This window comes from Spirosoma sp. (assembly GCF_026391055.1).
Classification (GTDB): domain Bacteria; phylum Bacteroidota; class Bacteroidia; order Cytophagales; family Spirosomataceae; genus Spirosoma.
The window spans coordinates 1,086,061-1,111,673 of the sequence record NZ_JAPLET010000022.1 but is presented as its reverse complement, the minus strand read 5'-3'; the positions used below and the strand labels follow the sequence as shown (position 1 = coordinate 1,111,673).

Genomic DNA, 25,613 nt, shown 5'->3' with positions numbered 1-25,613 from the left:
CTAGTTTACAGCCGATCGTCCCGGTCGGTGCTGCACGATGAAACAAATTCTTATCATTAACGGCCCCAATCTCAACCTGTTGGGCAAGCGCGAACCGACAATTTATGGTAATCGCTCCTTCTTGGAGTATCTGGAAACGCTCGAAGCCCAGTTTCCCGACGTGCAACTTCGCTATTTTCAGTCGAATCACGAAGGCGAACTGATTGATAAAATTCATGAACTGGGCTTCGACATAGATGGCATCGTCATTAATGCCGGGGCATACACCCATACCTCTATCGCTATTGCAGATGCCCTGTCGGCCGTTACGGCGCCCGCTGTAGAGGTACATATCTCAAATGTTCATGCCCGCGAATCGTTCCGGCATCACAGTTATTTATCGGCCAAATGCAAAGGCGTTGTCGTTGGTCTTGGCCTGATGGGATACGAGATGGCGGTGCGGTATTTACTGAAGTATGAAGTATGATGTAGGATATATTTTTTGCAGATACTAATACCCTACATCCTATACCCCTACATCTTACATCATCATGATCACCTTCTACCCCGGTCCGTCGAAAGTTTACCCGCAGGTTGCCGATTATGCTGCTGATGCGGTGCGTCAGGGCATTGTAAGCCTGAACCACCGTAGTGCCGGGTTTATGGATATTGTGAAAGAGACCGTCAGGCTGCTCCATGAAAAACTCGATATCCCGGCCGATTATCACATTGCACTGGTATCGTCGGCAACGGAATGCTGGGAAATTGTAGCTCAGTCGCTCACGGCCGTATCTAGCCTGCACCCTTACAATGGGGCCTTTGGCAAAAAATGGGCTGAATACGCCTACAAGATAAAACCTCCGATCAGTTTAAGTGACGCCGATGTGCTGTGTATTGTGCAGAACGAGACATCTAACGGTACGCAGGTCAGCATGGAGACACTGGCCCAGTTTCGGCGGGACTTTTCGGCCCTGATTGCAGTCGACGCCGTTTCGTCCATGGCAGGGGTTAAGTTCGACTGGTCGCTGGCCGATGTCTGGTTTGCCTCCGTTCAGAAATGTTTTGGGCTTCCGGCGGGTCTGGCGGTGCTTGTTTACTCGCCAGCCGCCCTGAAACAGGCCGAAGAAATAGGGGAGAGCGCTCATTACAATAGTCTCCTGTTTATTCACGAGAATTTCTCGAAATTTCAAACGCCCTATACACCTAACGGCTTAGGCATCTATATGCTGATGCGGGTGTTGCAGCAAATACCACCTATTGGTCTCGTGGATGGGATCACAAAAAGGCGGGCTGCTGACTGGTACACGTTTTTTGAGAAGGAGATGTCGTCTACGCCATTCCGCCTTCTTATCAACGACCCCGCCACCCGGTCTGACACCGTTATTGCGGTGCAGGGCGATGAGCAGGAAGTGGCTAACGTAAAAAAAGCGGCTCAGCATAAGGGCATTACACTGGGCAACGGTTACGGCGACTGGAAGAGCACAACCTTCCGAATCGCCAACTTCCCGGCTATAACAGACGAGGAGATTGGAACCTTAACGCAGTTTCTTCGGTCATACTAAGGCATGAACAGGCGCAGCGGCTAAGTAGCCGCTTATTGAGTAGACGCATAACAAACAGCCTGTTTCTGTCCTGCCATGTTAAGTTTTAAAGAAATTGCTTCGGTCACGCTCATTCTCTTTTCCGTCATCGACGTTGTCGGGTCGTTGCCAGTCATTATTGACCTGCGTAAAAAAGCCGGTAAAATAGAATCGGAGCGAGCTACGTTTGCTTCGGGTGTGTTGATGATCTCCTTTCTGTTTGTTGGGGAGAGGATTCTGAAACTGTTTGGCGTCGATGTTCAGTCGTTTGCCGTAGCGGGGGGACTGATTATCTTTTTGATTGGGCTGGAAATGATTCTGGGGCGGACCATTTTCAAGTCCGAAGAAACCAGTGGAGGGGCTACGCACATTGTTCCGATTGCCTTTCCACTGATTGCCGGAGCAGGTACCCTGACAACTATCATTTCATTACGGGCCGAGTACCAGACGCTGAATATAGTGATCGGGATTGTGCTCAACCTCGTGCTGATTTATGTCGTGCTCAAATCATCGGGCTGGCTCGAAACCCGCCTAGGCTCGGGTGGGCTGGCGGTCTTGCGTAAGATATTCGGGATTATTCTACTGGCCATCGCCATCAAACTCGTCAAAACCAACTTGATACCTGGATTATAAAGATTGTTATCAACAACTGGCTTCCGGTTGCTGAAAAGATACATTTAAGGAATATTACCATTTTTTTAAGCTGGCATGCCCAAACGCAAAGCAACTTTGCGTTTGGGCATGCCTTTTTTTTGATAGCTGGCTGAAATTAGAAACTGATAAAAAAAAGGGTCAAATGTTGCGAAATAATGTACAGAACAAACTTTAATTATAATAATTCCATAAAATCAGTAAGAAATACGGTATAAGGCGCTAATGGCATTTATTTTTTATTGTAAACCGATACTATATTTGCTGAAAGTATTGTGACAAAACCCCTATTCAATTAATCCACTTGTACATCATGGCAAAGGCTAAGTTAGAATACATTTGGCTCGACGGCTACAAGCCCACCCAAAGCTTACGTTCCAAAACTAAAATTGAGGCTGATTTCTCGGGTAGCCTCGAAGATTGCCCAATGTGGTCGTTCGATGGTTCATCAACCGGACAAGCTGAGGGCGGTTCTTCCGACTGTCTGTTGAAGCCGGTTTTTATCTGCCCTGATCCACAGCGTAAGAACGGTTATCTCGTGATGTGTGAAGTTCTCAATGCCGACGGTACGCCACACGTTTCGAATGGCCGTGCTACAATTGAGGATGATGACAACGATTTCTGGTTTGGCTTTGAGCAGGAGTACTTCCTGTGGGATATGGCTATTGACAAGCCACTTGGCTTCCCGGCTGAAGGTTTCCCAACCCGTCCGCAGGGTCCATACTATTGCTCGGTAGGTGCTCAAAATGCCTATGGCCGGAACATCATCGAAGAACACCTTGATGTATGTCTGGAAGCTGGTTTGAATGTAGAGGGTATCAATGCTGAAGTAGCCACGGGTCAGTGGGAGTTCCAGATTTTTGCCAAAGGAGCTAAAGATGCTGGCGACCAGATTTGGGTAGCCCGCTATTTGCTGGAGCGCATCGGTGAGAAATACGGCATTTCTATCAACTGGCATTGTAAGCCACTGGGTGCTACCGACTGGAATGGTTCGGGTATGCACGCTAACTTCTCGAATACCGCCCTGCGTACATCGGGAAGTAAAGAGGTTTACGATAAAATCTGTAATTCGTTCTCGCCAGCCGATGTGATCAAAGCGCACATCGCCGTTTACGGTGCAGACAACGAGCAGCGCCTGACGGGTAAACACGAAACCCAGTCGATCGATCAGTTCTCGTACGGTATCTCCGACCGGGGTGCTTCGATCCGTATCCCCATCGCCACTGTGGAGCGCGGCTGGAAAGGCTGGCTGGAAGATCGTCGGCCAAACTCGGCGGCTGATCCCTACAAAGTTGCCGCTGTGATCATCAAAACTGTTAAATCGGCTGACGTACTGGAAACAGTTTAGTCAGAATCCATATATATCAAAGCCCGGCTACCAGAATGGCCGGGCTTTTTTGTTGTTTCCATTGTAATCTGTTTATAAGGCGTGTATGTTTGGCTAAAATTTTAAACCTAAATCATAAAGCCTTTTCAATGTCTAATTTTCGTTTCAAAGCTCTTGAAGTTGCTCAGAGTCGCCATGCCGTACCGGTAGCCGCACCAACTGAGCGCGTCGGCGATTTTTTTGGTAGTTACACCTTTAGCAGTGAAGTGATGCGGGCCTTGCTGTCGCCCGAAGCGTATCTAAAAGTTACAGAAGCCATTAATACGAATGGCCAGATAGACAGAAATATTGCCGATGAGGTAGCAGGAGCCATGAAATCGTGGGCCACGTCGAAAGGAGCGACGCACTATACCCACTGGTTTCAGCCGTTGACGGGTGAAACCGCCGAAAAACACGATGCCTTCTTCGACATCACCATGGAAGGGAAAGCCGTCGAGAAATTTAAAGGAAGTGCTCTGGTGCAGCAGGAGCCCGATGCATCGTCGTTCCCCAATGGCGGTCTTCGCAACACCTTCGAAGCGCGAGGCTATACCGGCTGGGACCCCTCGTCGCCCGCGTTTTTGATGGATAATGGGGCCGGGGGTAAAACCCTGTGTATTCCTTCTGTCTTTATTTCCTATACGGGTGAGGCTCTGGATTATAAAACGCCACTCCTTAAAGCCCTGAATGCACTGGACAAAGCCGCCACGGCCGTTTGTCAGTATTTTGACCGGAACATTACCAAAGTAACTCCAACGCTGGGACCTGAGCAGGAATATTTCGTTGTTGACCGGGCGTTGTTCTATGCCCGGCCTGATCTAGTGCTGGCGGGCCGCACCGTATTCGGGCACGCACCCGCCCGTGGGCAACAGCTGGAAGACCACTATTTTGGGTCGATTCCTCCGCGTGTCAATGCGTTTATGGTCGACTTTGAGTTCGAATCCATGAAACTGGGCATGCCGGTCCGAACCCGGCATAATGAGGTAGCGCCGGGCCAGTTTGAAGTAGCGCCAACGTTTGAAGAGGTCAACCTGGCCGTCGATCATAACGCGCTTCTGATGGACCTGATGGAGAAAATTGCTGCGAAGCATAACCTAAAGGTACTTTTTCATGAAAAGCCATTCGCGGGTGTCAACGGCTCCGGTAAGCACAACAACTGGTCGATGGGGACCAATACCGGCGTGAATCTGCTGGCTCCCAGCACCAAACCAAAAGAGAGTCTTCGGTTTCTGACGTTTCTGGTCAATGTGGTTAAGGCTGTTCATGACAATGCCGATTTACTGCGGGCCAGTATTGCCTCGGCCGGGAATGAGCACCGCCTTGGGGCGAATGAAGCACCGCCCGCCATTGTGTCCGTATTCCTGGGTGAAGCCCTGACGCAGACCCTGAATGATCTGGAAACCAAATCGGAAGTAACAGTCAACAAGGGCGATAATGTGTATTACAAACTGGGCCTAAACCGGATTCCAAGCCTGATGCGCGACAATACTGACCGTAATCGAACATCGCCGTTTGCCTTTACGGGTAATAAATTTGAGTTCCGGGCGGTAGGAAGTTCGGCTAACTCCGCATCCACCATGACGGTTTTAAATGCGATTGTGGCCGATCAGCTCAATAAATTCAAATTTGATCTCGATGCGCGTCTGGCACGGGGTGAGAAGAAAGAACTGGCAATTGTCGACATCCTGAAAGAGTACTATGCCAACTCTAAACGGATTCTGTTCGAAGGGAACGGCTACTCGGATGAGTGGGTAGAAGAAGCCGCCAGCCGGGGATTATCAAATATAAAATCATCGCCCGAAGCACTGGGTGTGTTTGTTCAGCCCGAATCGCTGGCCCTGTTCGAGCGGACGGGCGTTATGAACCATGCCGAAGTGGAGTCACGCTACGAGATCGAGCTGGAGAAATATATCAAGAATGTGCAGATAGAATCGCGGGTGATGGGCGATCTGGCCATGAACCACGTGGTGTCAACCGCGTTGAAATACCAGAATAAACTGGCCGAAACAGCCCGGAATCTTGTGGAATTGGGCATGACCGCCGAAGCCGAGCCGATTAAGGACATTTTGCGCGAAATCTCTACCCGTGTTATCATGATTAAAAAAGGCGTCGAAGCCATGATTGAGTCGCGGAAGAAAGCGAACAATGTGACCGATACCAGCGAACGCGCTAAACTCTATGCGACGGAGGTAAAAGATCATTTCGATCTGATTCGGTATGAAGTGGACAAACTCGAAGAGGTCGTCGATGATGAAGACTGGCCGCTGGTGAAATACCGGGAACTGCTTTTTGTGAAGTAATCCATCTTCTTTGAATGAACATGGGGTTATTGGCCATATCTTCAGGAATGGCCAATAACCCCATGTTTGTAAATAGGTTAAATTGAATCCCCGTAAATTAATTAACTGATGAGAAGTTCACAGGGCCGTCCGTCGGTTCAGACAATATTGGAGGAACTTACGGCCTTGCCCCATCGGGGAGCCGCTACCGCTAATGAAGCCAAAGCTGCCAGTTTGTTAGAGGGCTATCTGACAGAGATGGGCGTTTCGGTTGAGAAACAGGCATTCGAAACACCAAAAACCTATGCTACTGTTGTTTACTGGCTCATGGGTGGGTTGTTGACAGGACTGGCGTTAATTCCGGTCACGGGGGTGGCTATCGGATTAGTTTGGTACTTTATCTGGCTAGGGTGGCTCTATTTCAACTGGCGGTACTCATTCATCACGCGGTTTCCGGTGCAGCATACGGCCTACAACGTAATTGGCCGTTGGCCTGCCGCAGGGGCAACAGCCCGAAAAGTCATTCTGATGGCGCATTACGATACCGCGCCGGTATCTCTGCTGTATGGCCCGAACCAACAGGGTCGCTTCCGGTTATCGCTCATCGTATCGTTATGGCTTATGTTGCTGGCGGGAGCAATGGTATTGCTGGAAGTCGCAGGAATTGGACGGCCATATATTTCGTACCTGCGGTATAGTCTGATGGCCTATTTCGTCGCACAGGCGATAATTGGCACCGTGGGGTATTGGCTTAAAGGATATACCAACGGTGCCAGCGATAATGCAACGGGTGTTGCAGCCGCCCTCGCTACCGCCGATCAGCTCATTCAGGCTAAGTTAACCGATATGAGCATTGAGGTCGTATTGACAAGCGCCGAAGAGGTGGGAATGATTGGCGCTTATCAGTACGTGGGAACCCATATAAAGAATTGGAATCGGGCGCAGACGCTCGCCATAAACTTCGACACGCTGGGTGCCGGAACACTAACCATTGTGGAACAAACCGGCACCGCCGAACTGATCCGGTATAATAACGCGCCTACCCGGATTGCCCGCCAATTGCTCAAAACCGAAGCCTTCCGGGACAGGGCGCAGGTAGGGCAGTTGCATACCGCCGACTTCGATAGTGTCTGGTTCGTCCGGAATAAAATTCCCGTGCTGACACTCTGTGCGCTGGATGAAAAAGGACAAATGCCCCGTATTCATCAGCTCAACGATACGCTGACCCATGTTGACCCGACGCCGGTTTACACCGCTATCGACCTTGCCGAAGCAGTTGTCCGGAAATGGGTGAACGACGATGAAAACGTTTAGCTGTTCGTGAACCGTAAAAATCAGCGGGTTAGTTTTGCCGATTTCTTCATTTCATACTGCCGACCGTAGATATACCGTAACGACGCACCAAATCCCCAGCCGGTACCATTTGCAACGACCGTAGCAGTTTGTAAGGACGTTTTATTGACGGTATAAGCCAGGTCAGACCGGAGGGCATTACCCAAGCCCCAGTATTTACGCATATAGAACCCAAGTTCGAGTTGCGGAGATAAGCGGGCGGCATATTCTACTCCCAGTTCCGCAAGCCCCGTAATACTCTTCGATACGGTTGTTGTATTGGTCAACCTAATCGTATCGGAGCGGTTCCGCCCCCGGTACGTGTACCCAATCAGGCTAAACTCACCCATCTGGCCGCTGCCGTTGGGGACAAGCCAGGCTCCTGCCGTGAGCCAGAAACCGGTGCCATTAGCTACGCGGGAGCCCAGACCGATTCGCCGTTTTATCCGGAACGGAATGCCGAATCCGGTATTCTGGTAGTTAAAAACCAACGGTTTTGAGCCGTTGGCAATTGTGATATTCAGGTGAGTTGGCGACTGCGTATAACCGGTTTCAAAAGCCCAGCCGTTTCGGTACGTGTAGCCAAGGTAAACGCCCCAGTTTATTTTGGTCTGGGTAAGGGTGCTCACCAATCCGTCGAGGGAGTTACTAAGTATACCGCCATCGCTGCGAAGGCCACCTTCTGCTCCAACGTACCAAGTTTGGACTTCATTGAGCTGTTCGAGTAATTCGTGCCGCTTGTCAGCTTGCCTACGGGCTTTCGATGTGTTCACGTTCTGGTCGGGATCAGCCATCAGGACACGTCGACGCACAACGGGTGGTGGGGCGTAATAAGTTGTATCGATCACAACCTCCTGTGCCTGCGCCCACATGGATAAGGCGACCAGAAAAGAAAGAAGCGAGATGTGTTTCATTGGTAATGATGGTTTTACAGGAAACTAGACAAAGTTACACTGACAGGTACGCAACTGGTGCGAAGGATGTTGCCGAAGCGCTGATATTCATTGGTGTAGGGAAAGAGATTACACCTAAAAAATACACCTGCTTGAGGTAATAAATCAATAAGTTGGGGCATAAAGGAAAGTAAGCCGTAGGGTTTTCAGACGAATGTCGTTTAAGGATGTAAACCCATATTACATGAAAAAACTACGCTTCATTCTTGCCATATCGCTATTAATTCTGCAAAGTTGTGCTAAACCAGGTGAGCCTCTCGACTCAGCCGTGTCTGCGGGTTCTGCCCGGCCCGAACTGGTCTCGTATAATTATCTGGTTGAGCTACCAGCGCATATTCAACAGGCACTGGTGGCTACAGACAATAGTCCGGCAAATAATCCAATAACAAATGATGGCGCTACGCTGGGACGGGTGCTATTTTATGATAAAAACCTGTCTCTGAATCGGACGGTTAGCTGCGGGAGTTGTCACAAGCAAGTCACTGCTTTTGATGATGACGTGGCATTAAGTAAAGGGTTTGCCAACGCCCGTACAACACGCAATTCAATGTCGTTACTTAATATCCGTTTTTACAAATCGGGGCGAATGTTCTGGGATGAGCGCGTGCCTACTGTCGAAAAACAAGCCTTACAGCCCATTCAGAATCCGCTGGAAATGGGCCTGACGCTGACCGAGCTCGAAAACCGGGTCAAGTCATTGACCTACTATCCGGATTTATTTCAGAAAGCGTTTGGCAGTCCCGTAATTGACTCGGTACGGATTGCCAAAGCACTGGCGCAGTTTGAGCGGTCCATCGTTTCCTATCAATCAAAATACGACCGGGTAAAACAGGGTTTGGAAGCCTTCACAGCTGCCGAAGCGCGTGGCGAGCAGATTTTTCTGACCGCCCCCAACCCGGGTCCGGGAGGAGGGGGTATTGCCTGTGCGGGTTGCCACACGCCCCCCATGTTTATTACATCGACACCCGCCGGGGGTTTTGCCTTTCCAGTCGAATCGGGCATCAATGGTCAAAACCGCTTTAAAAGCGGATCATTGCGGAACATTGGTACCCGAAAGTTTTTATTTCACGCAGGAACGATAACTGACTTAAATGCTATGTTCAGCGGCCCTCAGCCTGTACCAGCGCATGGCGTACCTCCTCAGGATGTGGCGGCCATGATCGCCTTCCTGAACACACTAACCGATACGGCCATCATCCAGGACCCAAAGTACGGCGATCCGTTCCGGTAATGCCTTTAGTTGTCCGTGCGCTCGGATAGTCGCTCATCAACGGGATGCCGGTATGGTTTCTGAGTTAGAAATAGTAGCTTTGTCACATGGCAAATTATAAAAATGATGGGTTCGACCCTGAGGAAATCAGCGCACTCAAAGAGGAGTGCCTCCAGGAAGGCAAATCGTTTATCTATGTAGAAGATGACGATTTGGACGTACTGGAAGAAGGCGAATGCCGCCACATTCAGTTTCCGGGAAAATACCAGGGCCAGGAGGTTATTTTCGATACACTGGTCTACACGCTACGGCTTCACCATAGCAGTTTAGTTTATGAAATGGCCGTTGAGGAAGTTCAGAAAACCTTCCCGACCTACGTGCCGCCCGAAGAGCGTAAGTCAAATTATAAAATTACGCCCGAGCTGGAAGAGGAAGCCGAAACAGCCTTAACCGAAATCATCGAGGAGATCGAAGAAACGGAGACGGTTAAGGTGCAGGAACACGTAGAAGTCGATATGGATTCCGATTATGGCATTGCCCTCGACGTGTGTCTGAACGTTGACGAAATAACCGACGAAGTGATCGAAGGATTCATCACTCATTTTCAGGCCAATACGCTTTCATTAGACACCACCCTTTACTCGTTCTCCAGCGCCGAGGACGAAGAATAACGTACTAGTTAAGTATGAAGCGTGTAGAGTAAAGAATTGAAGGACATTCCTGAATTCTTCATTCTACACGCTTCATGCATAACGCCTAACCACCAGACTATGCAACAACCGGACTCACTGAACCAGGTGGCGGAATTCCACCGCACCTTTCATGCCCCTATTTTAGAAACCCCCCAAATTCCATCCGAAGCACGTAGTCAACTGCGGGTTTCGTTGCTTGCCGAAGAGCTGGATGAACTTCGTGAAGCCATTGCCGAGGGCGATATTGTCGCCGTAGCCGATGCCCTTTGCGATTTGCAGTATGTGCTGTCGGGCGCGGTTCTTGAATTCGGCCTCGGCGACTCATTCAAAACCTTATTCGACGAAGTACAACGGTCGAACATGAGCAAAGCCTGCGTGACCGTTGAAGAAGCCGAAGCCACCGTAGCCCAGTATCAGGCCAAAGGAGTGCCCTGCCACTATATCGAATCGGATGGTAAATACCTGGTTTACCGCGATGCCGACCGTAAAACGCTCAAAAGCGTCAATTACTCCCCCGCCGATCTGGAAGGCATACTGCAAAATGTTCAGTAAGTGATTTATAATCCACGACGCCATCGCTTAACCAAACCATTGAAATTCGAGGAAATACGTGAATGGAGAACTATCAAGCATCTGAAAATCAGCCCGGCTTAGTCGAACGCTTTCTGCGGTATGTGCAGATAGACACCCAGTCGGACCCGCAATCGACAACGAATCCGAGTACCGAAAAACAGAAGGACCTCAGCCGGGTATTGGTGCAGGAACTGTTCGATCTGGGCATCACCGATGCCGAAATGGACGAGTGGGGCTACGTGTACGCCACCATTCCGGCCAATTCTGAAAAGTCGAATATACCAACGATCTGCTTTTGCTCCCATGTCGATACATCGCCCGACGTGACCGGGGCCGGGGTAAAACCCATCATTCACCGGCAATGGAATGGCGATGATATTATCCTGCCGGATGATCCGACCCAGCTTATCCGCGTAGCCGATCATCCTGATTTGACCAGCCAGATTGGGAACGACATCATCACCGCCAGCGGGACAACCCTGCTGGGGGCAGATAACAAAGCCGGGCTGGCCGAAATCATGGCGGCCACTGCCTATTTACTGGCACATCCGGACATAAAACACGGCCGTATCCGGTTGCTGTTTACGCCCGATGAAGAAGTGGGGCGCGGTACCGAAAAGGTAGATATAGCCAAACTCGGAGCCGATTTTGGTTATACCATCGACGGAGAATCCCTGGGCACACTCGAAGACGAGACCTTTTCGGCCGATGCCGTCAAGATCACCATTCAGGGCGTTAGTACGCACCCCGGCTTTGCCAAAGGCAAACTCGAAAATGCCCTGAAAATTGCCGCCGATGTGCTGGCTGTTTTACCGAAAGATGCCCTGTCGCCCGAAACGACGGAGGAGAAGGAAGGGTTCGTGCATCCAACGCGCTTGGAAGGCAATCAGGATAAAGCCGTTCTGGAGTTTATCATCCGCGATTTCACCGAAGTAGGTTTGCAGGAAAAGGAAACGTACCTGCAAAATCAATTGAATGATGTGCTGGCCAATTACCCCGGTTCGTCGGCTCAGTTTGTCGTAAAAGAGCAGTACCGCAACATGAAAGACGTGCTGGACCAGCACCCCGCCGTAGTCGACAACGCACTTGAAGCCATTCGACGGGCGGGGCTTTCAGCCCGACGGCGCAGCATACGGGGCGGTACGGACGGGTCTAGGCTGTCGTTTATGGGCTTGCCCTGCCCGAACATCTTTGCTGGTGAACATGCCTTCCACTCCCGGCAGGAGTGGGTATCGGTGCAGGATATGCAGAAAGCCGTTGAGGTGATTGTCAACGTAGCGCAGGTATGGGAAGAACGCAGCTAATGCTGTTTCCATTCCTACACATCAAGAAACAATCTATTGTTTCCATGGGTTAAAGGGAAATTAAACTCAACGCTCATGGAAACTCAATTAGAACAGGAGGTATCAGTCGACACCGACGGTAAAACACCCTATGATGTTACTGCCGATGTAGCGGGTATAAAAACATTGTTTGTAAACGTATTTTTTATCGGTACGCCCGGTCACGGTAACCATTGGGTGCTGGTCGACGCAGGCTTTATGGGCTATGCCAGCCAGATAAAAAAGCGGGCAGAAGAGTTATTTGGCCCCGGTACCCAACCCGACGCAATCATCCTGACGCACGGCCATGCCGACCATACTGGTTCGCTGAAAACGCTGCTGAAAGACTGGGATGTACCCGTGTACGCCCACAAACTTGAGCTGCCCTTTTTACAGGGTAAATCAAGCTATCCGCCACCAGATCCAGCCATTGGCGGGGGCGGCATGTCGTATATGTCGTGGGTGTTTCCCATTGGCCCAATGGACTTTGGAGACCAGGTTAAAGCGCTTCCGGACAATGGAGAGATCCCTGAATTACCCGGCTGGCGTGCAATTCATACGCCGGGCCACGCACCGGGCCACATTTCCCTGTTTCGGGATAAGGACCGAACGCTCATTGCCGGCGATGCCTTCGTAACGACAAACCAGAACGCCATTACGGCGGTGGCTACCCAACGGGAGGAGTTTCATGGCCCTCCAGCCTACTTCACCTGCGACTGGGAAGCTGCCAAAGAATCGGTACAGAAGTTAAATAACCTGAATCCGGCAGCTGCCGGAACGGGGCATGGCGTATCCGTACGGGGCCTCGACCTGAAACTGGGGTTAAATAAACTGGCGCACGAGTTTGAAGCCCGTTCCATTCCATCGGAAGGCCGGTACGTAAAACAACCGGCCATTACCGACGAAGATGGCATCGTAGATATGCCCGCACCGACCTCATTCCACGTAGCTAGGGTACTTGGCCTTGGCATATTGACCGGCGTGGTTGGTTACGCAATCTGGTCGATTGTGAAGCAGAACGACTAGTCGACATTGCATGATACAAAAAGCCCTGCCTAGGCAGGGCTTTTTGCGTTAAATCCGTTTTTGTCCGTAAGATTATTTCTCAAACGTAATTGTGTACTTACTTTTGAGAAAAAGAAGATAGTCTATGGCTCAGAAAAAGCCTAAATTTTATGTTGTCTGGCAAGGCCGAAAACCGGGCGTTTATGATAGTTGGGACGAAGCCAAAGCCCAGACAGACGGATTTGCCAAACCCCTGTTCAAGTCATTTGACAGTAAACCCGCTGCCCTGAAAGCCTTCAAGGAAAAGCCACATGTACACATTGGCCAGGCACCCAAAGTAACGGGTAAGCAGGGGAAATTAACTGAATTAGTTGGTTTGCCCATTCAGGATAGCCTGGTGGTCGATGCGGCCTGGAACACCGCTACCGGCGATATGGAGTATCAGGGCATCTACCTGGCAACCAGGCAAAAGCTGTTCCTGATGGGACCTTATGCCGATGGGACAAACAACATCGGTGAGTTTCTGGCCATTGTCCACGCCTTGGCATTGCTGTATCAAAAGAATAGCAACATTCCGGTTTATTCCGATTCCCGAACGGCCATTGGCTGGGTGACTAAGAAAAAGGCCAATACTAAACTTGAAGAAACATCCCGCAACGCTGAACTCTTCCAATTGCTGGAGCGGGCCGAAACCTGGTTAAAGACACACCGATTCGCCAATCCTGTTTTAAAGTGGGAAACTACCGTCTGGGGCGAGAACCCGGCCGACTTCGGGCGGAAATAGGACCGGGATTTTAACAGGATTTAACCGGTTTGCCCGATTATTCGATTGAACTGAACTCCTTCGTAGGTTTTTTAGCGATTAACGGATTCGAATAGTGTTTTTTACGCCCAGTCCCCAATAGCCGTAGGATATGACAGCTTGTTTTGCACCAGTTGGAAGTTGGTAACGCGCCGTAAAAACTCCCGAGTCGGGGGTGGTTTCCTGAACGAGCACCTGAATGGGGGCGCTACCATCGAGGCTTACCAACACCCAGCCTGCTTCGGCTTTTGCAGGGTCTTGATTTAAGGCTGCGGTCAGTTCGAGGACGACGGTTTGCCCGGCTTTTCCGGTTTGTAACGGCTTTTTTCCTGTAGTGTCCAGAGCCCGGATTTTCTGCGTACCCAGAGGGGCAAAGGTGAGGGTAGTCATCCAGCCCCGGTTCGAGATGGCCCAGCCTTCGGTAGCATACGCGTTCTGGCCAATGTGATCACCTTTTCCGGCTGTCGAATCGTTGGCCGGTATAGCTCTGCCGGGTCGGGGGAACTGGGCGTCGAGTGGCGTACCGTCGAGGGTGCCGCGTACCTTGCCCAGCAGGCCGTAGCCATTGGGGTGCGCGCTCGGCCAGCCGTTTTCCACCCCTTCCCAGTAGCCATTAATGGCCAGCCGTTCAGGGCTTTTATTGCTCAAGTGCGCCCCGACAGGATTGAGTCCGAATACGAAATTCACCTGCGACCAGCCAATAGTACGTAGCTCGCGGTCGCCGAGCAGATGGGCTACGGCAAACATCGAACCGCCCAGGGCCGGAGCGCCACCCAGTTCTTTGGTATGGGGGTGCGCCCATTCCGTTTCGCTGTGAACCCGGTACTGCCAGAAATTGGCGGTTTTCTGCTTCATGTGGTCGCGCCAGGCCATGAGTTTCTCGCGGGTGCCTTTGGGGGCTTTGTCGGGGGCAACGAGCAGGAAAAAGGCCAGTGCCTGTGGGGTAATGTGCTCGGCATTCCGAATCCACCACATATGCCGGGGATTGGTGAAGTCCCAGTTTTTGATGATGTCTTCGGCGCTTTCCTGTGCCCAGTGAAGGTACTGATCGGGCTGCCCGTCGGCGTCCTCCTTCTCCGAAAGGTACATGAACAGGTTACTGAACACCGACTGCCCGAAGGCGTTACCCATTTCGTTGAATTCCTGAAAGCCTTCGTCTACCCATTTGGTGCTTTGTGTCCAGTGCCGAACTACTTTGTGCCGGTCGTAAGCCTGCCAGCGTTTACGGCACTCGTTTCGGTAGTTCAGGTAGGTTTGCCGGGGCAGGTAGGGCTTTAGAAATGTATGGTAAGCCGCACAAACCGCAGCCAGCTGGTCGAGGGTGTTCCAGTAGTCGTAGTTCATACGCGGCTGACCTTCGTAGCCAAGCGTGCCGTGCCGATTAGCCACCGGGCCGTTGTAATCCACATGATGATAGGCAAACTCGCCATGCCAGAGGATGAGGTCGATCAGATCAGCCGTTTTTTTGTCGCCGAGTTCCGTTGTCCAGCGATCGAACAGGGCCGGGTTTGATGCATAGAAAAGTGTTTCGAAGGTTGTTTCAAGCCCGTACGACCCCTGATCGCGGGAGGGGCCACCGCCGTACACCTTCGCTTCGTTCGAATGGACGGGGTCTTCCGATCCGCGAACATCCACGAAAAAATCGTAGGCCAGTTTCGAGGAAATGCCTTCGATCAGGTGGTCGGCAATGCGAAAGGGTACACTCGGTGCCCGGCCTTTGATGCTCACCACGTACTCCGCCCTGGCGTCTTTTGGGTTGAATGCGGAGAAATCGCCCGCCCGATCTGTAATCTTTCCGCTAAAGACAACGGCTTTGTCCGATTGCCGAATGAGCTGAAAAGGAGTACCGTCGGCGGCTTCGTAGCAGACAAACCGTTTGGCTTCACCACGATTATACCCCGCCTGATTGACCAGCGGTACCGCCAGCGGATTGACCTGAGCCAAGGCCTTATGGCTCAAGAAAAAGTAGAGAAGCAGTAGTGTCGTTCTGAGGATAAGCATAGAGGAGAAGGGTCTGGTCAATGGCTTATTCATAGCACCTGATTTCCAGCAGCGAAGCGGGAGCCGCTCCATTCATGGCGCTGAGGTGTAGGCTCAGGCTTCTGGTCTCCACCGGCTCGTCAAACCGGATAACCTGTTGGCTGAGGTAATTGCCGGTCTGTTCGTAAATGCGCTCGTTGCGGTCGTTGCAAAGGATAAAATCCCGGACACAGAACGGCATCGCTGTTTCGGGGTGGTTCATCAGCACCGATTCCAGTGGATGGTCAAAATCGGTATCGAAGTGCAACACGACTTCTCGAATCTGTTTGGGGCTATCCCACTGAAGCGTTAACGTTGGGTTCGTATCCTGACGATCAGCGACCCAGGCGTTAGGCTGATAGGTGGGTCGTTGAACACCGTTTCGAGTGTTTGTTACGGCAAAAGGGCTCAGTGGCGGCTCAATCTGCAAGGCGATATTATGGCCATTAGGTCGGCGTTCGGGTGTCCAGAACTCAAACGTATCGACGCCAATGTCGTTGGTGGGCTCCTGCCTGCCGTAGTTCGATACCGCCGGGTTGGTTTTGTTGAACACCGATAACAGGCCTGTTACGCGTAACTGGCTACCCTGAATGGAAACGGCTTTGTTTTCGCTAAAACAGATAAAGGCATAGGCTGTGTCGGTCATTGACGCATCGAAGTGCAGGCTGACCGACTGTTTTCCGGTATGCAGCGCAACCTGTTTGGTTTCCAGTGTAACGTCGGGCGTGTGGTTTTCGGGGCGACTGCTTCGGCGGAGTTCGACGGTCAGGGTGGTGTCTTGCGCGGCTGTAGCCCAGAACGTCAGTTTCGGAACGGGACCGGGTGTGAGGGGCAGCATCTGTGCCGCCGAATGGCGCAATGGGATCAATGGTCCGTCGTGAGGTAGTTCACTTAGCGTCAGTTCGCTGGAAGCCGATAGTCGGGCCATATGAACCACATCCTGCCCGTCCTGTAACCGAAGGCCGGGAATGTGGTGGCCTGTCTTCATCAACTCCGTTTGCAGCGTTTTTAATTGCTCGCCGGTGAGGTTGGCCGGACGAAGTTGCTGCCGGATGCAAACGGCTGCGGCCATGCCCACGGCCTGCCCCACGTAGGCGCTCGTGCCCATCACCCGCGACGAGCCAAAGGCCACGTGTGACGCGCTGATGATACGGCCCGCCAAAAAGAGGTTACCGACGTTTCGGCTGTAGAGGCACCGATATGGAATCTGGTAAATGCCTTTGCTGTGCCACTGGTTGCAGCCCGGCTTTTCGCTAAACACCCCGTCTGCCGGGTGCAGGTCGATCGACCAGCCGCCATACGCTACGGCATCATCGTGGGTGCGTTGCTCCACAATATCGGCCTGGGTCAGCATGTAATCACCCTCAAATCGACGGCTCTCGCGTTTGCCGGGAATCTGCCCAACCCATTCGAGTGTCAGGTTTTGAGCCTCCGGAAACTGACCCGAATTTTTGATGTGGTTCCACACGCCATACACCACTTTCCAGAGTTCCCACTTGATGGTTTCGGTGTCGTGAACGGTGTCCAGCCGTCCGCCATATTCGATCCACCACAGCCGACAGCCGTAGTCATTGACGTTGAACGAGCGGAAACGGGGGATTTGGGTGATGTCCTGCAAGGCATAAGCGGGCGGCACAAACCGAACCGGCTTCCCCGTATCTTTCGAGTAGAAGTACATGGAATGGCCCAGCAACTCGCCGTAATCGGCGGAGGGGGCGAACTTTTCACCAAACTCCTCTTTCGATTCGGCCCCCATCCGAAAGGCCGCACCCGCCTGAAAAGCCATGATACCATCGCCGGAAGCATCGCAAAAGAGGGGAGCGGTCAACTCGTAGGTAGTGCTGTTTTGCGAGCAGAAAGCACTCACAGATTTGATACGGCTACTGGTTTCTGACCCGCTGTTCGGATCCATCTCCACCGCATAAACGGCCGTGTTCAGCAGCAGTGTAATGTTGGGTTCCAGTACTACTTTTTCGAGCAGAATGGTGTCGTAAATAAGCGCGTTACCTTCGGGATTTCTGTATAAGTTTTCGAGCAGAATTTCGTCGATGGCACCCCCTTCGCGAGCCCAGCGGTTGTTGTTGCCCATGTGGGAGGTGGCCCCCAGCACCCAGAGCCGCACTTCGCTGGAGGAGTTGCCGCCCAGCACGGGCCTGTCCTGCACCAGCAGCACGCGAATGCCCGCCCGGGCCGCTGTCAGCGCGCAGCAGACGCCGGATAGCCCCCCGCCAACAACCAGCAGGTCGGCTTCGTGGTGAATGCTCTTGAGTGTACGTTTATCAGTTGCTTGCTCGCGTATCATTCGTTGAATCAATCGTTTGGGTAAGAATTGAAAAGCCGGTTGGTTTGATGACCTCGACGGTTAGCGTCTTGTCAAAACCACGCACCGGGAGCGTAAGGTTGGCCTGTTGGCCCGGCTGCAAATCGGGAATAGTCAGCCGCATTTTATCTACTTTCAACTGGTATTTTTTGAGGGTGTAGGCCGGGAAATCAGGACGGGCGGTAATGCGCAGGGTAACATTGTGAACACCCTCACCGCCCGTCGTCCAGCTTACTTTTTCAATAGTAACGGGGGCCATGCCGGTCTGGTGTGCCTTATAAAGCAACCGTTTCGAGCGGTCGCCCCGAACGAGCCCCCACGGTCGGGTGCCGTCCGGGTTGGTACCGTCGTGCCGACTCAGGTAATCGTTGAACGACCACCACGATGCACCCACTACATACGGCAGTGGCCGGATATCGGCCAGGAACTTCTCGATGTGCGTTACCTGACCGGCTTCGCCCTCTTTTCCATCGGCCCGCGTGCCGTATTCACTGACAAAAATCGGCTTGTCGGGATAAAGCGAGTGGATGTGTTTCAGGATGTTGGCGTGATTGCCATAGGTATTGGTCGAGATGAAGTCGCAGTATTGGCTGGCTTCATCTTCCGGTTTTTTGGGCAGGGTATTCAATCGCATGGATGCGAAGGTGTACAGACGCGTAGGGTCGAGTTCGCGGGCGTAAGCGATCATGTCTTTAGTCCACCGCTGGCCTGCCGGTTGCTCAGACAGGTATTCGTTACCCACGCTGTAGGCAATCACGCTGGGGTGATTCCAGTCGCGCTCGGCCATCTCCCGAAACTGCTGCCGAAACTTGGTGCGCATGGTATCGTTATCCATTTGCCGGGGCGTCAGCTGCCAGTTGCCCGCTTCGCTGATGATCAGCATCCCGTTGCGGTCGGCCCAGTCGTACACAGTTTCAGAGGGTGTATAATGGGTGAGCCGGTGCAGTTCCATACCCGCTTCTTTCATCAGGCGCATGTCTTTTTCCACCAGCCAGTCGGGTTCCAGCGAGCCCAGACCCGTATGGTCAACGACGCGGTTTCCGCCCGCTACCTTGATCGGCTGTCCGTTTAGCAGCAGTTGTGCGTTGCGAACCTCTACTTTTCGAATACCGAAATGCGTCCGAACGGTATCGGTGGCGGAAACGACTTGAAGATCGTACAAGGTGGGCTGATCGACGCTCCAAAGTTTTACGTCGGCGGCCTTTAGAACCGTTTCGGCTTCCAGTACCGTCGTTTGGCCAGCGGCAACAGAACCCGCTGGCTGCTTCCAGGTCAGCACAACAGGTTTGCCGTTTTGTTCCACCCGGAAGGCCAGTTTTGGCGTGATAGCCTGTTTGCCCGCGTTCCGAATTCGGGTTTTAAGGACTAACGTCGCGGTGCCTTTCACTAAGTCTGGACTAGCTTCCGCTTTGACGTTTTCGACATATACTTCCGGCTCTACGGTCAGGTAAACGGGCCGGATCAGGCCACCGTAGTTGAGCCAGCCCGGAAACGATTCGGGCAGGTTGTTATCCTTCGCGCCAGGTATGGTCGTTGTTTTCCAGGTATTGTTATTAACCGAAACAGCGATGGTGTTCAACGCGCCGGTGGCCGATTCTGCTTGCAGAAAGTCGGTAATGTCGAACTGAAACGGGGTATAGCCGCCTTCGTGCGTCCCGACTTTTCGGTTGTTTACCCAGACCGACGTTGCGTAATAAGCCGCATCGAAATGCAGGATAACCCGTTTGCCGGGAGTGGATTGAAACGGAAAAGTCCGGCGGTACCAGGCTGTTCCGGTGTAAAACTGAAAGCGGGGATCGACCGAGAAGCAGTGCGGCACCGTGACCTTCTCCCACCGATTCAGGGAGGCATCGTCCCGATACCAGTTGCCCCGTTCGCCCGCATCGACGGGGTCAAGGGCAAATCGCCATTCGCCATGCAGCGGAATTGCGTTCGGGTCGCGGATGGTGTATTGGGCAAAACTGGCAGAAGCGCAAAGCGTTATCAGTACCAAAAAAAGAAGTCGTTGACGCATAGCTAGGTTAAGGTAAGTTTAGGGGTGATTAACTTCCCGCATCAGGGGTGTAGGTTCGGGAAGTACCTGAATGCGGAGGGCGGCAAACCACGAAAACGCGGCACCGCACAAAATGAGGATGGCAATAAGCGCTGTTACGCCCGCCCCCTGCGCCGTGAGCAGGCTGAGCCCCAGCAGCATGAGTGCCGTGAACGCCAGCGCACCCGCAATAACTTTCAGCCCAAAACGATTTTGCCGTTTTGTTTCCAGTGCCTCCGAAGCCGCATCGTCCGACGAAATCACGGGTGTGTCGGCTTTTTCCTGCACACAGCGCAGGTAGTCAGCACTAACGGTGGTCTGGCGCGACGCCAGCCATTCCGCAATGGCCAGCAGCAAAATGGGTACGCCCATGCCCATCACCATTTCTTCGGCCCGGCTCAGTTTGAAACCGATTAGCACCGGGAGGATAAGCTTAAAAACCAGGTTCAGGCCAAGTGTTGAACAGGTTATCCATAAGGTGGTGCGGCCCGTTTGCCGTTTGGAGAATAGCGCCCAGATGGCCGGAGCCAACAGAGGACCACCGGTTACGGCCCCAATGCTCAGCACCACTTCGACAATGCCGCCCACATAAGGTACTAGCAGCGCAATGCCGATCATGCCCATACCGAACCCCCACGACGACAGCCGGGCTACCCGGATAAGTTGCCGGTCGGTGGCTCCGGGGTTGATGATGCCTTTGTAAATGTCATTCGTGAAGACCGCCGATACCACATTGAGCGCGGTGTTGGCGCTCGCCGACGTAGAGAAATACATGCCTGTGAGCATTAGCCCCAGCAGGCCGGGTGGCAATACCAATCGGCAGATTTCGAGGTACGCATTCTCCGTGTCGAGCCCCACCAGCGATGGGTTGATGGCCTTGTAGATCATGGGTGGCAGCATCCAGATAATCGGGCTGACGAGGTAAAGCCCGGCAAACAGAAACGCCACTTTACGGGCCGATTTAGGACTGTCGACGCTGGTGTACCGCTGCACGAACGTCCAGTTTCCACCAATGTAAGCGATGTGGTAGAATATAAATGCCAGCACAAATCCGAAGGTGTATTCGCCGTTGAGCGGTTCAAAAAAAGTAGCGGGTACTTTCTGGGTGAATGCGTCGAACCCGCCGACTTTATCGAACGCCAGTGGCATCAGGATGAATACGGCGGCCGACAGCACAACAAACTGAAGAATATCGGTCACCATCACGGCCCAAAGGCCACCAACGGCCGTATAGGCAATCATGAAAATGCCCAGACCAATGGTGGTGGGTACCAGCGGAAGACTTAGTGATACGCTCACCAGCTTCGCCACCGGATACAGCACCGATCCCTTAATAAAGATGCTGACCAGAGTGAAAATGAAGATATAGGTTTTCTGGACGGGTAGCCCCAGCCGCTTCCGAATGAACTCGGCGGCTGTAAGAGCCCCTGTTTTTTTCCAGCGGGGGGCCAGCCAAAGTCCGGTGATGATGGCCCCAATGCACATGGTCCACTGAATGGTGATGGCCACCCAACCGTATTTATAGGCAATGCTTCCCCACGCGACGAACGTACCTGCCGAAAAAAAGCTCATGAACAGCGACAGCCCCCCAATGAACCAGGGCACTGCTTCGCCCCCGGCAAAGAAAGACTTTAGGTTGCGGCCGGTACGGGCAAACAACATGCCGATGACCAGCACAAAGGCCGAAAAAATAACGATAACGGCGGTATCAATGGTTGTATTCATAAGCTGAAAACCTATCAAAAAATACGTTTATCTTAACTCCACTTCCAGCACCTGCTGTCCAAAACCCGGTAGTTCGAGGGTGATGTCGCCTGGAGGAACAGCCTGGTTTGTCGGGAGCCAGCGGGCCTTGGCGAAAGTTTTCTGGAGGACGGCCGGGTTCAGCTTTACCGTTGTCTTCGTGGCCTGCGCCCGATTGTTCTGCAAAACGATAAACAGCTTTTTCTGATCGGCAGAGCGGGTCAGGATGTAGTCGATAACCGGGCTATCTGGCTGCACCAGCCCTTCCTGAACAAGCAGACTGGCGGGTTGGCCATACACAGCACCCGCACGGAAACCGTATGTCTGGTGCGGCCCTACTTTAGGCGTAACGAACCCGCGCGGAAACGTGACGTTTCCCGCCGAGCGGAGTTCAGCTTCGGCCATCAGGTAGTCGGTAAGCCAGCCGATCTGCCACCAGGCATGGTGGGGATACGGCCCCGATCCTTTGTTCATCCGTTCCCAGTAGTAAGACGCCACACTCGTTTTCGGGTCGACAAAGGCATCCCGGCCGATAGCGCCTGACCGGGCCATGTCCGCAAAAATCGGCTCTTTTGTCAGTTGATACATGCGGATGAACAAGCCCGCGTGGCTGCACAACTGAATAGGTCCCAGCCGCGTGGCCGAGCCAAAAATGCCGCCATGCTCAAAGCTCAAGCCCGTCTGGCTGATTTCCCAGTCTTCGCGCGGAATCCCATTGACCGTTTTCGGTTTATGGCTGGCAATGGGGTGGGTGTAAATAGAGGTCGTGTAAATTTTGGCCACCGTAATCGCCGAATGCTGGTAGCGGATGTCGTTCGTCAGGTCATATAAATCCAGCAACGCCTGCGCCGACTGGCCCGTTGCGAAATCGGGCGCGTAGCGCGCATCGCCACAGACCCCCAGAAAACTCCCCGTCTCGACCGCGTTTTTGATGAACCAGTCGGCCCCTTTTCGGGCGGAAGCCAGGTATTTCGGGTCTTTCAGGATTCGGTAGGCAACAATCAGCCCGTAAAAGGTGGGGCGCACATCCTGAACATCGGTGAAGATCTCCTGTTCGGTGTTCCGGTCGTAGGCCACCGCCCAGCGGCCATCGGGTTTCTGCCAGGTCAGCAACCGGTCGGCACCTAGTCGCAGCCGCTCTTTGAGTTCCGTATTGGCCGGGTCGAAGAGGAGCATGTTGCCCATGTCGAGCAGGGTGTAATACGTCAGGCCAATCGGCTCCACGACGGAGCCCCATTCCTCCACAAACTTCTTCGACTTCGCCAGATAATACTGTCCTTCGGGAGCCCCTTTGAAAAAACTGGTGCCGGTTTCCTGCTGGGCCAGCTTGAAGTTTTCGGCGTAGGGAAGCACGTTTTCGGTCAGGAGCGGGTCGTGGGTGGCGTTGGCAAGCATCCACATGGCGCCGTAGTCGGAGTTTTTCATGGCATCTCTGTCGGAACCGACAACGCCACCCAGGTACGACTGAGCACCCAGTTTTTTGCCCTCAAACTCCTCGATATTCCAAAGCGAGGTTTTCGGATCGGTGAGGTAGTGGTGCATCTTCTGGATACGCTCCGTCAGCGATTGGGTTGACTGCCGCAGCGCCAGCGTTTCCCTGAATTGATAGATGTCGTATACGGCATGGTTGAGGGCTTTGAACCAGTCGCCATCCGTCAGGCTGTACCGGAATGTATAGCTGATGCTTTCGCCGGGTTGCAGGCTGGATTTTGGCTGTCCCAGCACAGGGTAGTAGAGCGTTGGTGAAAGCTGCGCCTTCCGGTTCATGTGCGACAAGCCAATCTCCCAGTCGATCTGCGTGCTTTTATCCACGGCCCAGGGGTCGCGCGATAGGCCCGGCTCCGGAATAACCGCGATGGTAACGCCGGTTTTTGTCGTCACCATCGGGCAAAGGGTGCTGGCGCAGCGCTCCCGGTAAACGGCCGGAATCGTCGGAATGCCATGCCCGTAGGCGTAGGCCAGCGCGAAGTTCGGCTGGAGTTTGTTGCCCTGAAAATAGCCCGGAATGGTTGCCCAGCCCAGATTTTGCTCCGAAACACTGAACATCGTCGGACTGGCCAGCGAAAAATACCCCGGCTTTCTGGCGGTGACGGTCTGTTTCACCACAATGTCCGACGGGAATCGGGGATCGAATGACCAGACCGTGCTGACCATAGCCGCTTCTGTGTCGTGCTGAAACGACAGGCTGTTCGGACGTGTCTGTTTCGCTTCTTTCGGAAAAAAATGCAGCGCCTTGCCCGCCTTGTTCAGTGACACCGGGTTGGTGCTTTCAGCCCATTGTTTCTGCTGATAATGGTATCTTTCTGCGGGGAAAGGCTGGCCCGTAATATCCTTGAAGGTGGTATCGGGCTTATCGGAAGGCTTATCTGCGGCATACAGCAGCGTGTTTTCGCCGGACGGTGCGGACAGGTTTACCCAGTTCGCGCCTTTTCGCACGGCCACCTGGCCGATGGCCCAGCCAGCCGGGGTGTTTTTCCAACTGATCCTGACACGCTCGTTTGCCAGTTCTATTGGCGGATTCGATTGAGCCCGTACCGTAAGCCAGCCTACGCTTATAAGTGCAATTTTCCAGATAGAGTGCATGGAATGAGTATTTACGATAGCGCCCTCGGCTATGTCAGGATTTTAGCTTAATCTGAATGTTGTACGATATATCTGAGTCATCGGCGTCATCTTTTGCTTTCACGGCCAGAAACAGCACCGATGGTTTGCCGTTTTCGAGCCAGACTTGCGGCTGATCGAGCCGGTGGAGCCGGTCGCTGACAGACCCGTTGGCCCAGCGCAGGTGAAAGTCCGACACAAAGGGATGGGCGGCCAATGTCCAGTCGCGTCCGGTTTCAGACGTAAACAGTACCAGTGACTCTTTTTCTACTGAACCCGGACGGGCCTGCTTGGTGTAAAAGCCCCGATAGTCTTTCACAATGGCGTAAAAGCGGCCCTCGCCGTTCCCAGTTGGCTGATACCAAATGAAGTTATCGTCGGTTGGAAACGGCTCCGTCGGATGATCGAAGAGGGTTATGTTCTCCTTTTTCCAGGGACCCAGCGGGTTTGTTGCTGTAGCCAGTCCCATCCTAACCTTGCCGCCAAACGGCATAGGCCCCTCACTCACGCCTTTGTAAACCATCACGTATTGCCCGGCCCGGCTGCGGGCTACGGTGGGGCTATTGACCAGCAACCCATCGAAGGAGCCGGGGGTTCTGTCGAGCAGCGGCTTGTCGAAGCGTTTCCACGGACCGGCCGGATGGTCGGCAACGGCTACCCCCAGCCGCTGGTTGTTCCGGTGAATCCACCAGCCGTCTTTGGTGCCGTTGCGTGGACCGAAATTGCCCGAGTAATAGAGGTAATACTTGCCGTCGAATTCCTGGATCAGCGGGTTGTGCAGGTTATCCGCATCCCAGAAGCCGGGTCGGCGCTCAAAAATCGAGCCCGTCACGGTCCAGGAACCAAGTGGGTCGTTGCTGGTGGCGTGGGCAATTTCGGAGTGCGTCACCCAAGCATTGAACCCTTCTTTACGGGGCCAGCGGGCAAACAGCATATGACAAACGCCGTCGGCAGTGCGTACCATGCCACCGCCCCAGATAAACCAGTCGGGGTCGCGCAGGATTGAACGGGGTTGTATGGGCTGCATCAGCGCGTTAAGATCGAGGGTATCGGACTTCTGGCGGGTCGGGTTGTGCCCGAGTGCCCCCATAGCGGAGCCCGTCAGGAACAACCCGGCGGCAGAAGCCAGAAACGTGCGTCGGTCTGTCATAGTT

General features: G+C 53.0%; 19 protein-coding genes. 12 read left to right on the top strand and 7 right to left on the bottom strand.

Features of this window, described 5'->3' with window-relative positions; genetic code table 11:
• Positions 1 to 37 precede the first annotated feature (37 nt).
• From aroQ to NT073_RS20045, 6 genes are all read left to right on the top strand, one after another.
• Positions 38 to 466 (top strand): type II 3-dehydroquinate dehydratase, encoded by a 429-nt coding sequence (aroQ, locus tag NT073_RS20070; protein WP_297376956.1) that lies wholly within the window; start codon positions 38 to 40, stop codon positions 464 to 466.
• A gap of 64 nt (positions 467 to 530) precedes the next feature.
• A complete protein-coding gene (locus tag NT073_RS20065) occupies positions 531 to 1,541 on the top strand; it encodes an aminotransferase class V-fold PLP-dependent enzyme (protein WP_297376954.1) in 1,011 nt (336 codons plus the stop codon).
• A gap of 75 nt (positions 1,542 to 1,616) precedes the next feature.
• A complete protein-coding gene (locus NT073_RS20060) occupies positions 1,617 to 2,192 on the top strand; it encodes a MarC family protein (RefSeq protein ID WP_297376952.1) in 576 nt (191 codons plus the stop codon).
• Positions 2,193 to 2,523: 331 nt separating this feature from the next.
• Positions 2,524 to 3,558 (top strand): glutamine synthetase beta-grasp domain-containing protein, encoded by a 1,035-nt coding sequence (locus tag NT073_RS20055; RefSeq protein ID WP_297376950.1) that lies wholly within the window; start codon positions 2,524 to 2,526, stop codon positions 3,556 to 3,558.
• A 128-nt stretch (positions 3,559 to 3,686) separates the two neighbouring features.
• Positions 3,687 to 5,876 (top strand): glutamine synthetase III, encoded by a 2,190-nt coding sequence (locus tag NT073_RS20050; RefSeq protein WP_297376948.1) that lies wholly within the window; start codon positions 3,687 to 3,689, stop codon positions 5,874 to 5,876.
• Positions 5,877 to 5,984: 108 nt separating this feature from the next.
• Positions 5,985 to 7,169 (top strand): M20/M25/M40 family metallo-hydrolase, encoded by a 1,185-nt coding sequence (locus tag NT073_RS20045; RefSeq protein ID WP_297376946.1) that lies wholly within the window; start codon positions 5,985 to 5,987, stop codon positions 7,167 to 7,169.
• Between the two features lie 20 nt (positions 7,170 to 7,189).
• Here the strand turns inward: NT073_RS20045 and NT073_RS20040 are convergent, their stop codons facing one another.
• Positions 7,190 to 8,101 (bottom strand): hypothetical protein, encoded by a 912-nt coding sequence (locus NT073_RS20040; protein ID WP_297376945.1) that lies wholly within the window; start codon positions 8,099 to 8,101, stop codon positions 7,190 to 7,192.
• A 223-nt stretch (positions 8,102 to 8,324) separates the two neighbouring features.
• On the opposite strand from NT073_RS20040, the gene NT073_RS20035 reads away from it, so the two are divergent.
• The 6 genes from NT073_RS20035 to NT073_RS20010 all read left to right on the top strand — a co-directional run bounded on the left by NT073_RS20035 (position 8,325) and on the right by NT073_RS20010 (position 13,726).
• A complete protein-coding gene (locus NT073_RS20035) occupies positions 8,325 to 9,371 on the top strand; it encodes a cytochrome c peroxidase (RefSeq protein ID WP_297376943.1) in 1,047 nt (348 codons plus the stop codon).
• Between the two features lie 86 nt (positions 9,372 to 9,457).
• On the top strand, positions 9,458 to 10,021 hold the full coding sequence (locus tag NT073_RS20030) for a hypothetical protein (protein ID WP_297376941.1): 564 nt from the start codon (positions 9,458 to 9,460) through the stop codon (positions 10,019 to 10,021).
• A gap of 99 nt (positions 10,022 to 10,120) precedes the next feature.
• Positions 10,121 to 10,594: a nucleoside triphosphate pyrophosphohydrolase family protein gene (locus NT073_RS20025; RefSeq protein WP_297376938.1), complete on the top strand. Its 474-nt coding sequence runs from the start codon at positions 10,121 to 10,123 to the stop codon at positions 10,592 to 10,594.
• Positions 10,595 to 10,656: 62 nt separating this feature from the next.
• Entirely contained in the window at positions 10,657 to 11,919 is a 1,263-nt protein-coding gene (pepT, locus tag NT073_RS20020; RefSeq protein ID WP_297376936.1) for a peptidase T, read from the top strand.
• Between the two features lie 75 nt (positions 11,920 to 11,994).
• On the top strand, positions 11,995 to 12,963 hold the full coding sequence (locus NT073_RS20015; protein WP_297376935.1) for an MBL fold metallo-hydrolase: 969 nt from the start codon (positions 11,995 to 11,997) through the stop codon (positions 12,961 to 12,963).
• Between the two features lie 124 nt (positions 12,964 to 13,087).
• Positions 13,088 to 13,726: a ribonuclease H family protein gene (locus tag NT073_RS20010; RefSeq protein ID WP_297376933.1), complete on the top strand. Its 639-nt coding sequence runs from the start codon at positions 13,088 to 13,090 to the stop codon at positions 13,724 to 13,726.
• A gap of 78 nt (positions 13,727 to 13,804) precedes the next feature.
• Here NT073_RS20010 and NT073_RS20005 read toward each other — a convergent pair whose 3' ends face one another.
• From NT073_RS20005 to NT073_RS19980, 6 genes are read right to left on the bottom strand one after another with little or no spacing between them, the layout of a single operon-like run.
• Complete coding sequence (locus NT073_RS20005) at positions 13,805 to 15,745, bottom strand: cellulase N-terminal Ig-like domain-containing protein (protein WP_297376931.1); 1,941 nt, start codon at positions 15,743 to 15,745, stop codon at positions 13,805 to 13,807.
• Between the two features lie 25 nt (positions 15,746 to 15,770).
• Positions 15,771 to 18,065: an FAD-dependent oxidoreductase gene (locus NT073_RS20000; RefSeq protein ID WP_297376929.1), complete on the bottom strand. Its 2,295-nt coding sequence runs from the start codon at positions 18,063 to 18,065 to the stop codon at positions 15,771 to 15,773.
• Complete coding sequence (locus NT073_RS19995) at positions 18,043 to 20,097, bottom strand: glycoside hydrolase family 2 TIM barrel-domain containing protein (RefSeq protein WP_297376927.1); 2,055 nt, start codon at positions 20,095 to 20,097, stop codon at positions 18,043 to 18,045. The genes NT073_RS20000 and NT073_RS19995 overlap by 23 nt, the downstream gene beginning before the upstream one ends.
• Positions 20,098 to 20,115: 18 nt before the next feature.
• Positions 20,116 to 21,840, bottom strand: coding sequence for a sodium:solute symporter family protein (locus NT073_RS19990; protein ID WP_297376926.1), 1,725 nt, complete (start codon positions 21,838 to 21,840; stop codon positions 20,116 to 20,118).
• A 27-nt stretch (positions 21,841 to 21,867) separates the two neighbouring features.
• On the bottom strand, positions 21,868 to 24,441 hold the full coding sequence (locus tag NT073_RS19985) for a glycerophosphoryl diester phosphodiesterase (protein WP_297376924.1): 2,574 nt from the start codon (positions 24,439 to 24,441) through the stop codon (positions 21,868 to 21,870).
• Positions 24,442 to 24,475: 34 nt separating this feature from the next.
• Positions 24,476 to 25,609 (bottom strand): glycoside hydrolase family protein, encoded by a 1,134-nt coding sequence (locus NT073_RS19980; protein ID WP_297376923.1) that lies wholly within the window; start codon positions 25,607 to 25,609, stop codon positions 24,476 to 24,478.
• Between the last annotated feature and the right edge of the window lie 4 nt (positions 25,610 to 25,613).

Coding starts and splice junctions, on each gene's coding strand:
- aroQ (WP_297376956.1), top strand. CDS start 38: ATGAAACAAATTCTTATCATTAACGGCCCCAATCTCAACCTGTTGGGC.
- NT073_RS20065 (WP_297376954.1), top strand. CDS start 531: ATGATCACCTTCTACCCCGGTCCGTCGAAAGTTTACCCGCAGGTTGCC.
- NT073_RS20060 (WP_297376952.1), top strand. CDS start 1,617: ATGTTAAGTTTTAAAGAAATTGCTTCGGTCACGCTCATTCTCTTTTCC.
- NT073_RS20055 (WP_297376950.1), top strand. CDS start 2,524: ATGGCAAAGGCTAAGTTAGAATACATTTGGCTCGACGGCTACAAGCCC.
- NT073_RS20050 (WP_297376948.1), top strand. CDS start 3,687: ATGTCTAATTTTCGTTTCAAAGCTCTTGAAGTTGCTCAGAGTCGCCAT.
- NT073_RS20045 (WP_297376946.1), top strand. CDS start 5,985: ATGAGAAGTTCACAGGGCCGTCCGTCGGTTCAGACAATATTGGAGGAA.
- NT073_RS20040 (WP_297376945.1), bottom strand. CDS start 8,101: ATGAAACACATCTCGCTTCTTTCTTTTCTGGTCGCCTTATCCATGTGG.
- NT073_RS20035 (WP_297376943.1), top strand. CDS start 8,325: ATGAAAAAACTACGCTTCATTCTTGCCATATCGCTATTAATTCTGCAA.
- NT073_RS20030 (WP_297376941.1), top strand. CDS start 9,458: ATGGCAAATTATAAAAATGATGGGTTCGACCCTGAGGAAATCAGCGCA.
- NT073_RS20025 (WP_297376938.1), top strand. CDS start 10,121: ATGCAACAACCGGACTCACTGAACCAGGTGGCGGAATTCCACCGCACC.
- pepT (WP_297376936.1), top strand. CDS start 10,657: ATGGAGAACTATCAAGCATCTGAAAATCAGCCCGGCTTAGTCGAACGC.
- NT073_RS20015 (WP_297376935.1), top strand. CDS start 11,995: ATGGAAACTCAATTAGAACAGGAGGTATCAGTCGACACCGACGGTAAA.
- NT073_RS20010 (WP_297376933.1), top strand. CDS start 13,088: ATGGCTCAGAAAAAGCCTAAATTTTATGTTGTCTGGCAAGGCCGAAAA.
- NT073_RS20005 (WP_297376931.1), bottom strand. CDS start 15,745: ATGCTTATCCTCAGAACGACACTACTGCTTCTCTACTTTTTCTTGAGC.
- NT073_RS20000 (WP_297376929.1), bottom strand. CDS start 18,065: ATGATACGCGAGCAAGCAACTGATAAACGTACACTCAAGAGCATTCAC.
- NT073_RS19995 (WP_297376927.1), bottom strand. CDS start 20,097: ATGCGTCAACGACTTCTTTTTTTGGTACTGATAACGCTTTGCGCTTCT.
- NT073_RS19990 (WP_297376926.1), bottom strand. CDS start 21,840: ATGAATACAACCATTGATACCGCCGTTATCGTTATTTTTTCGGCCTTT.
- NT073_RS19985 (WP_297376924.1), bottom strand. CDS start 24,441: ATGCACTCTATCTGGAAAATTGCACTTATAAGCGTAGGCTGGCTTACG.
- NT073_RS19980 (WP_297376923.1), bottom strand. CDS start 25,609: ATGACAGACCGACGCACGTTTCTGGCTTCTGCCGCCGGGTTGTTCCTG.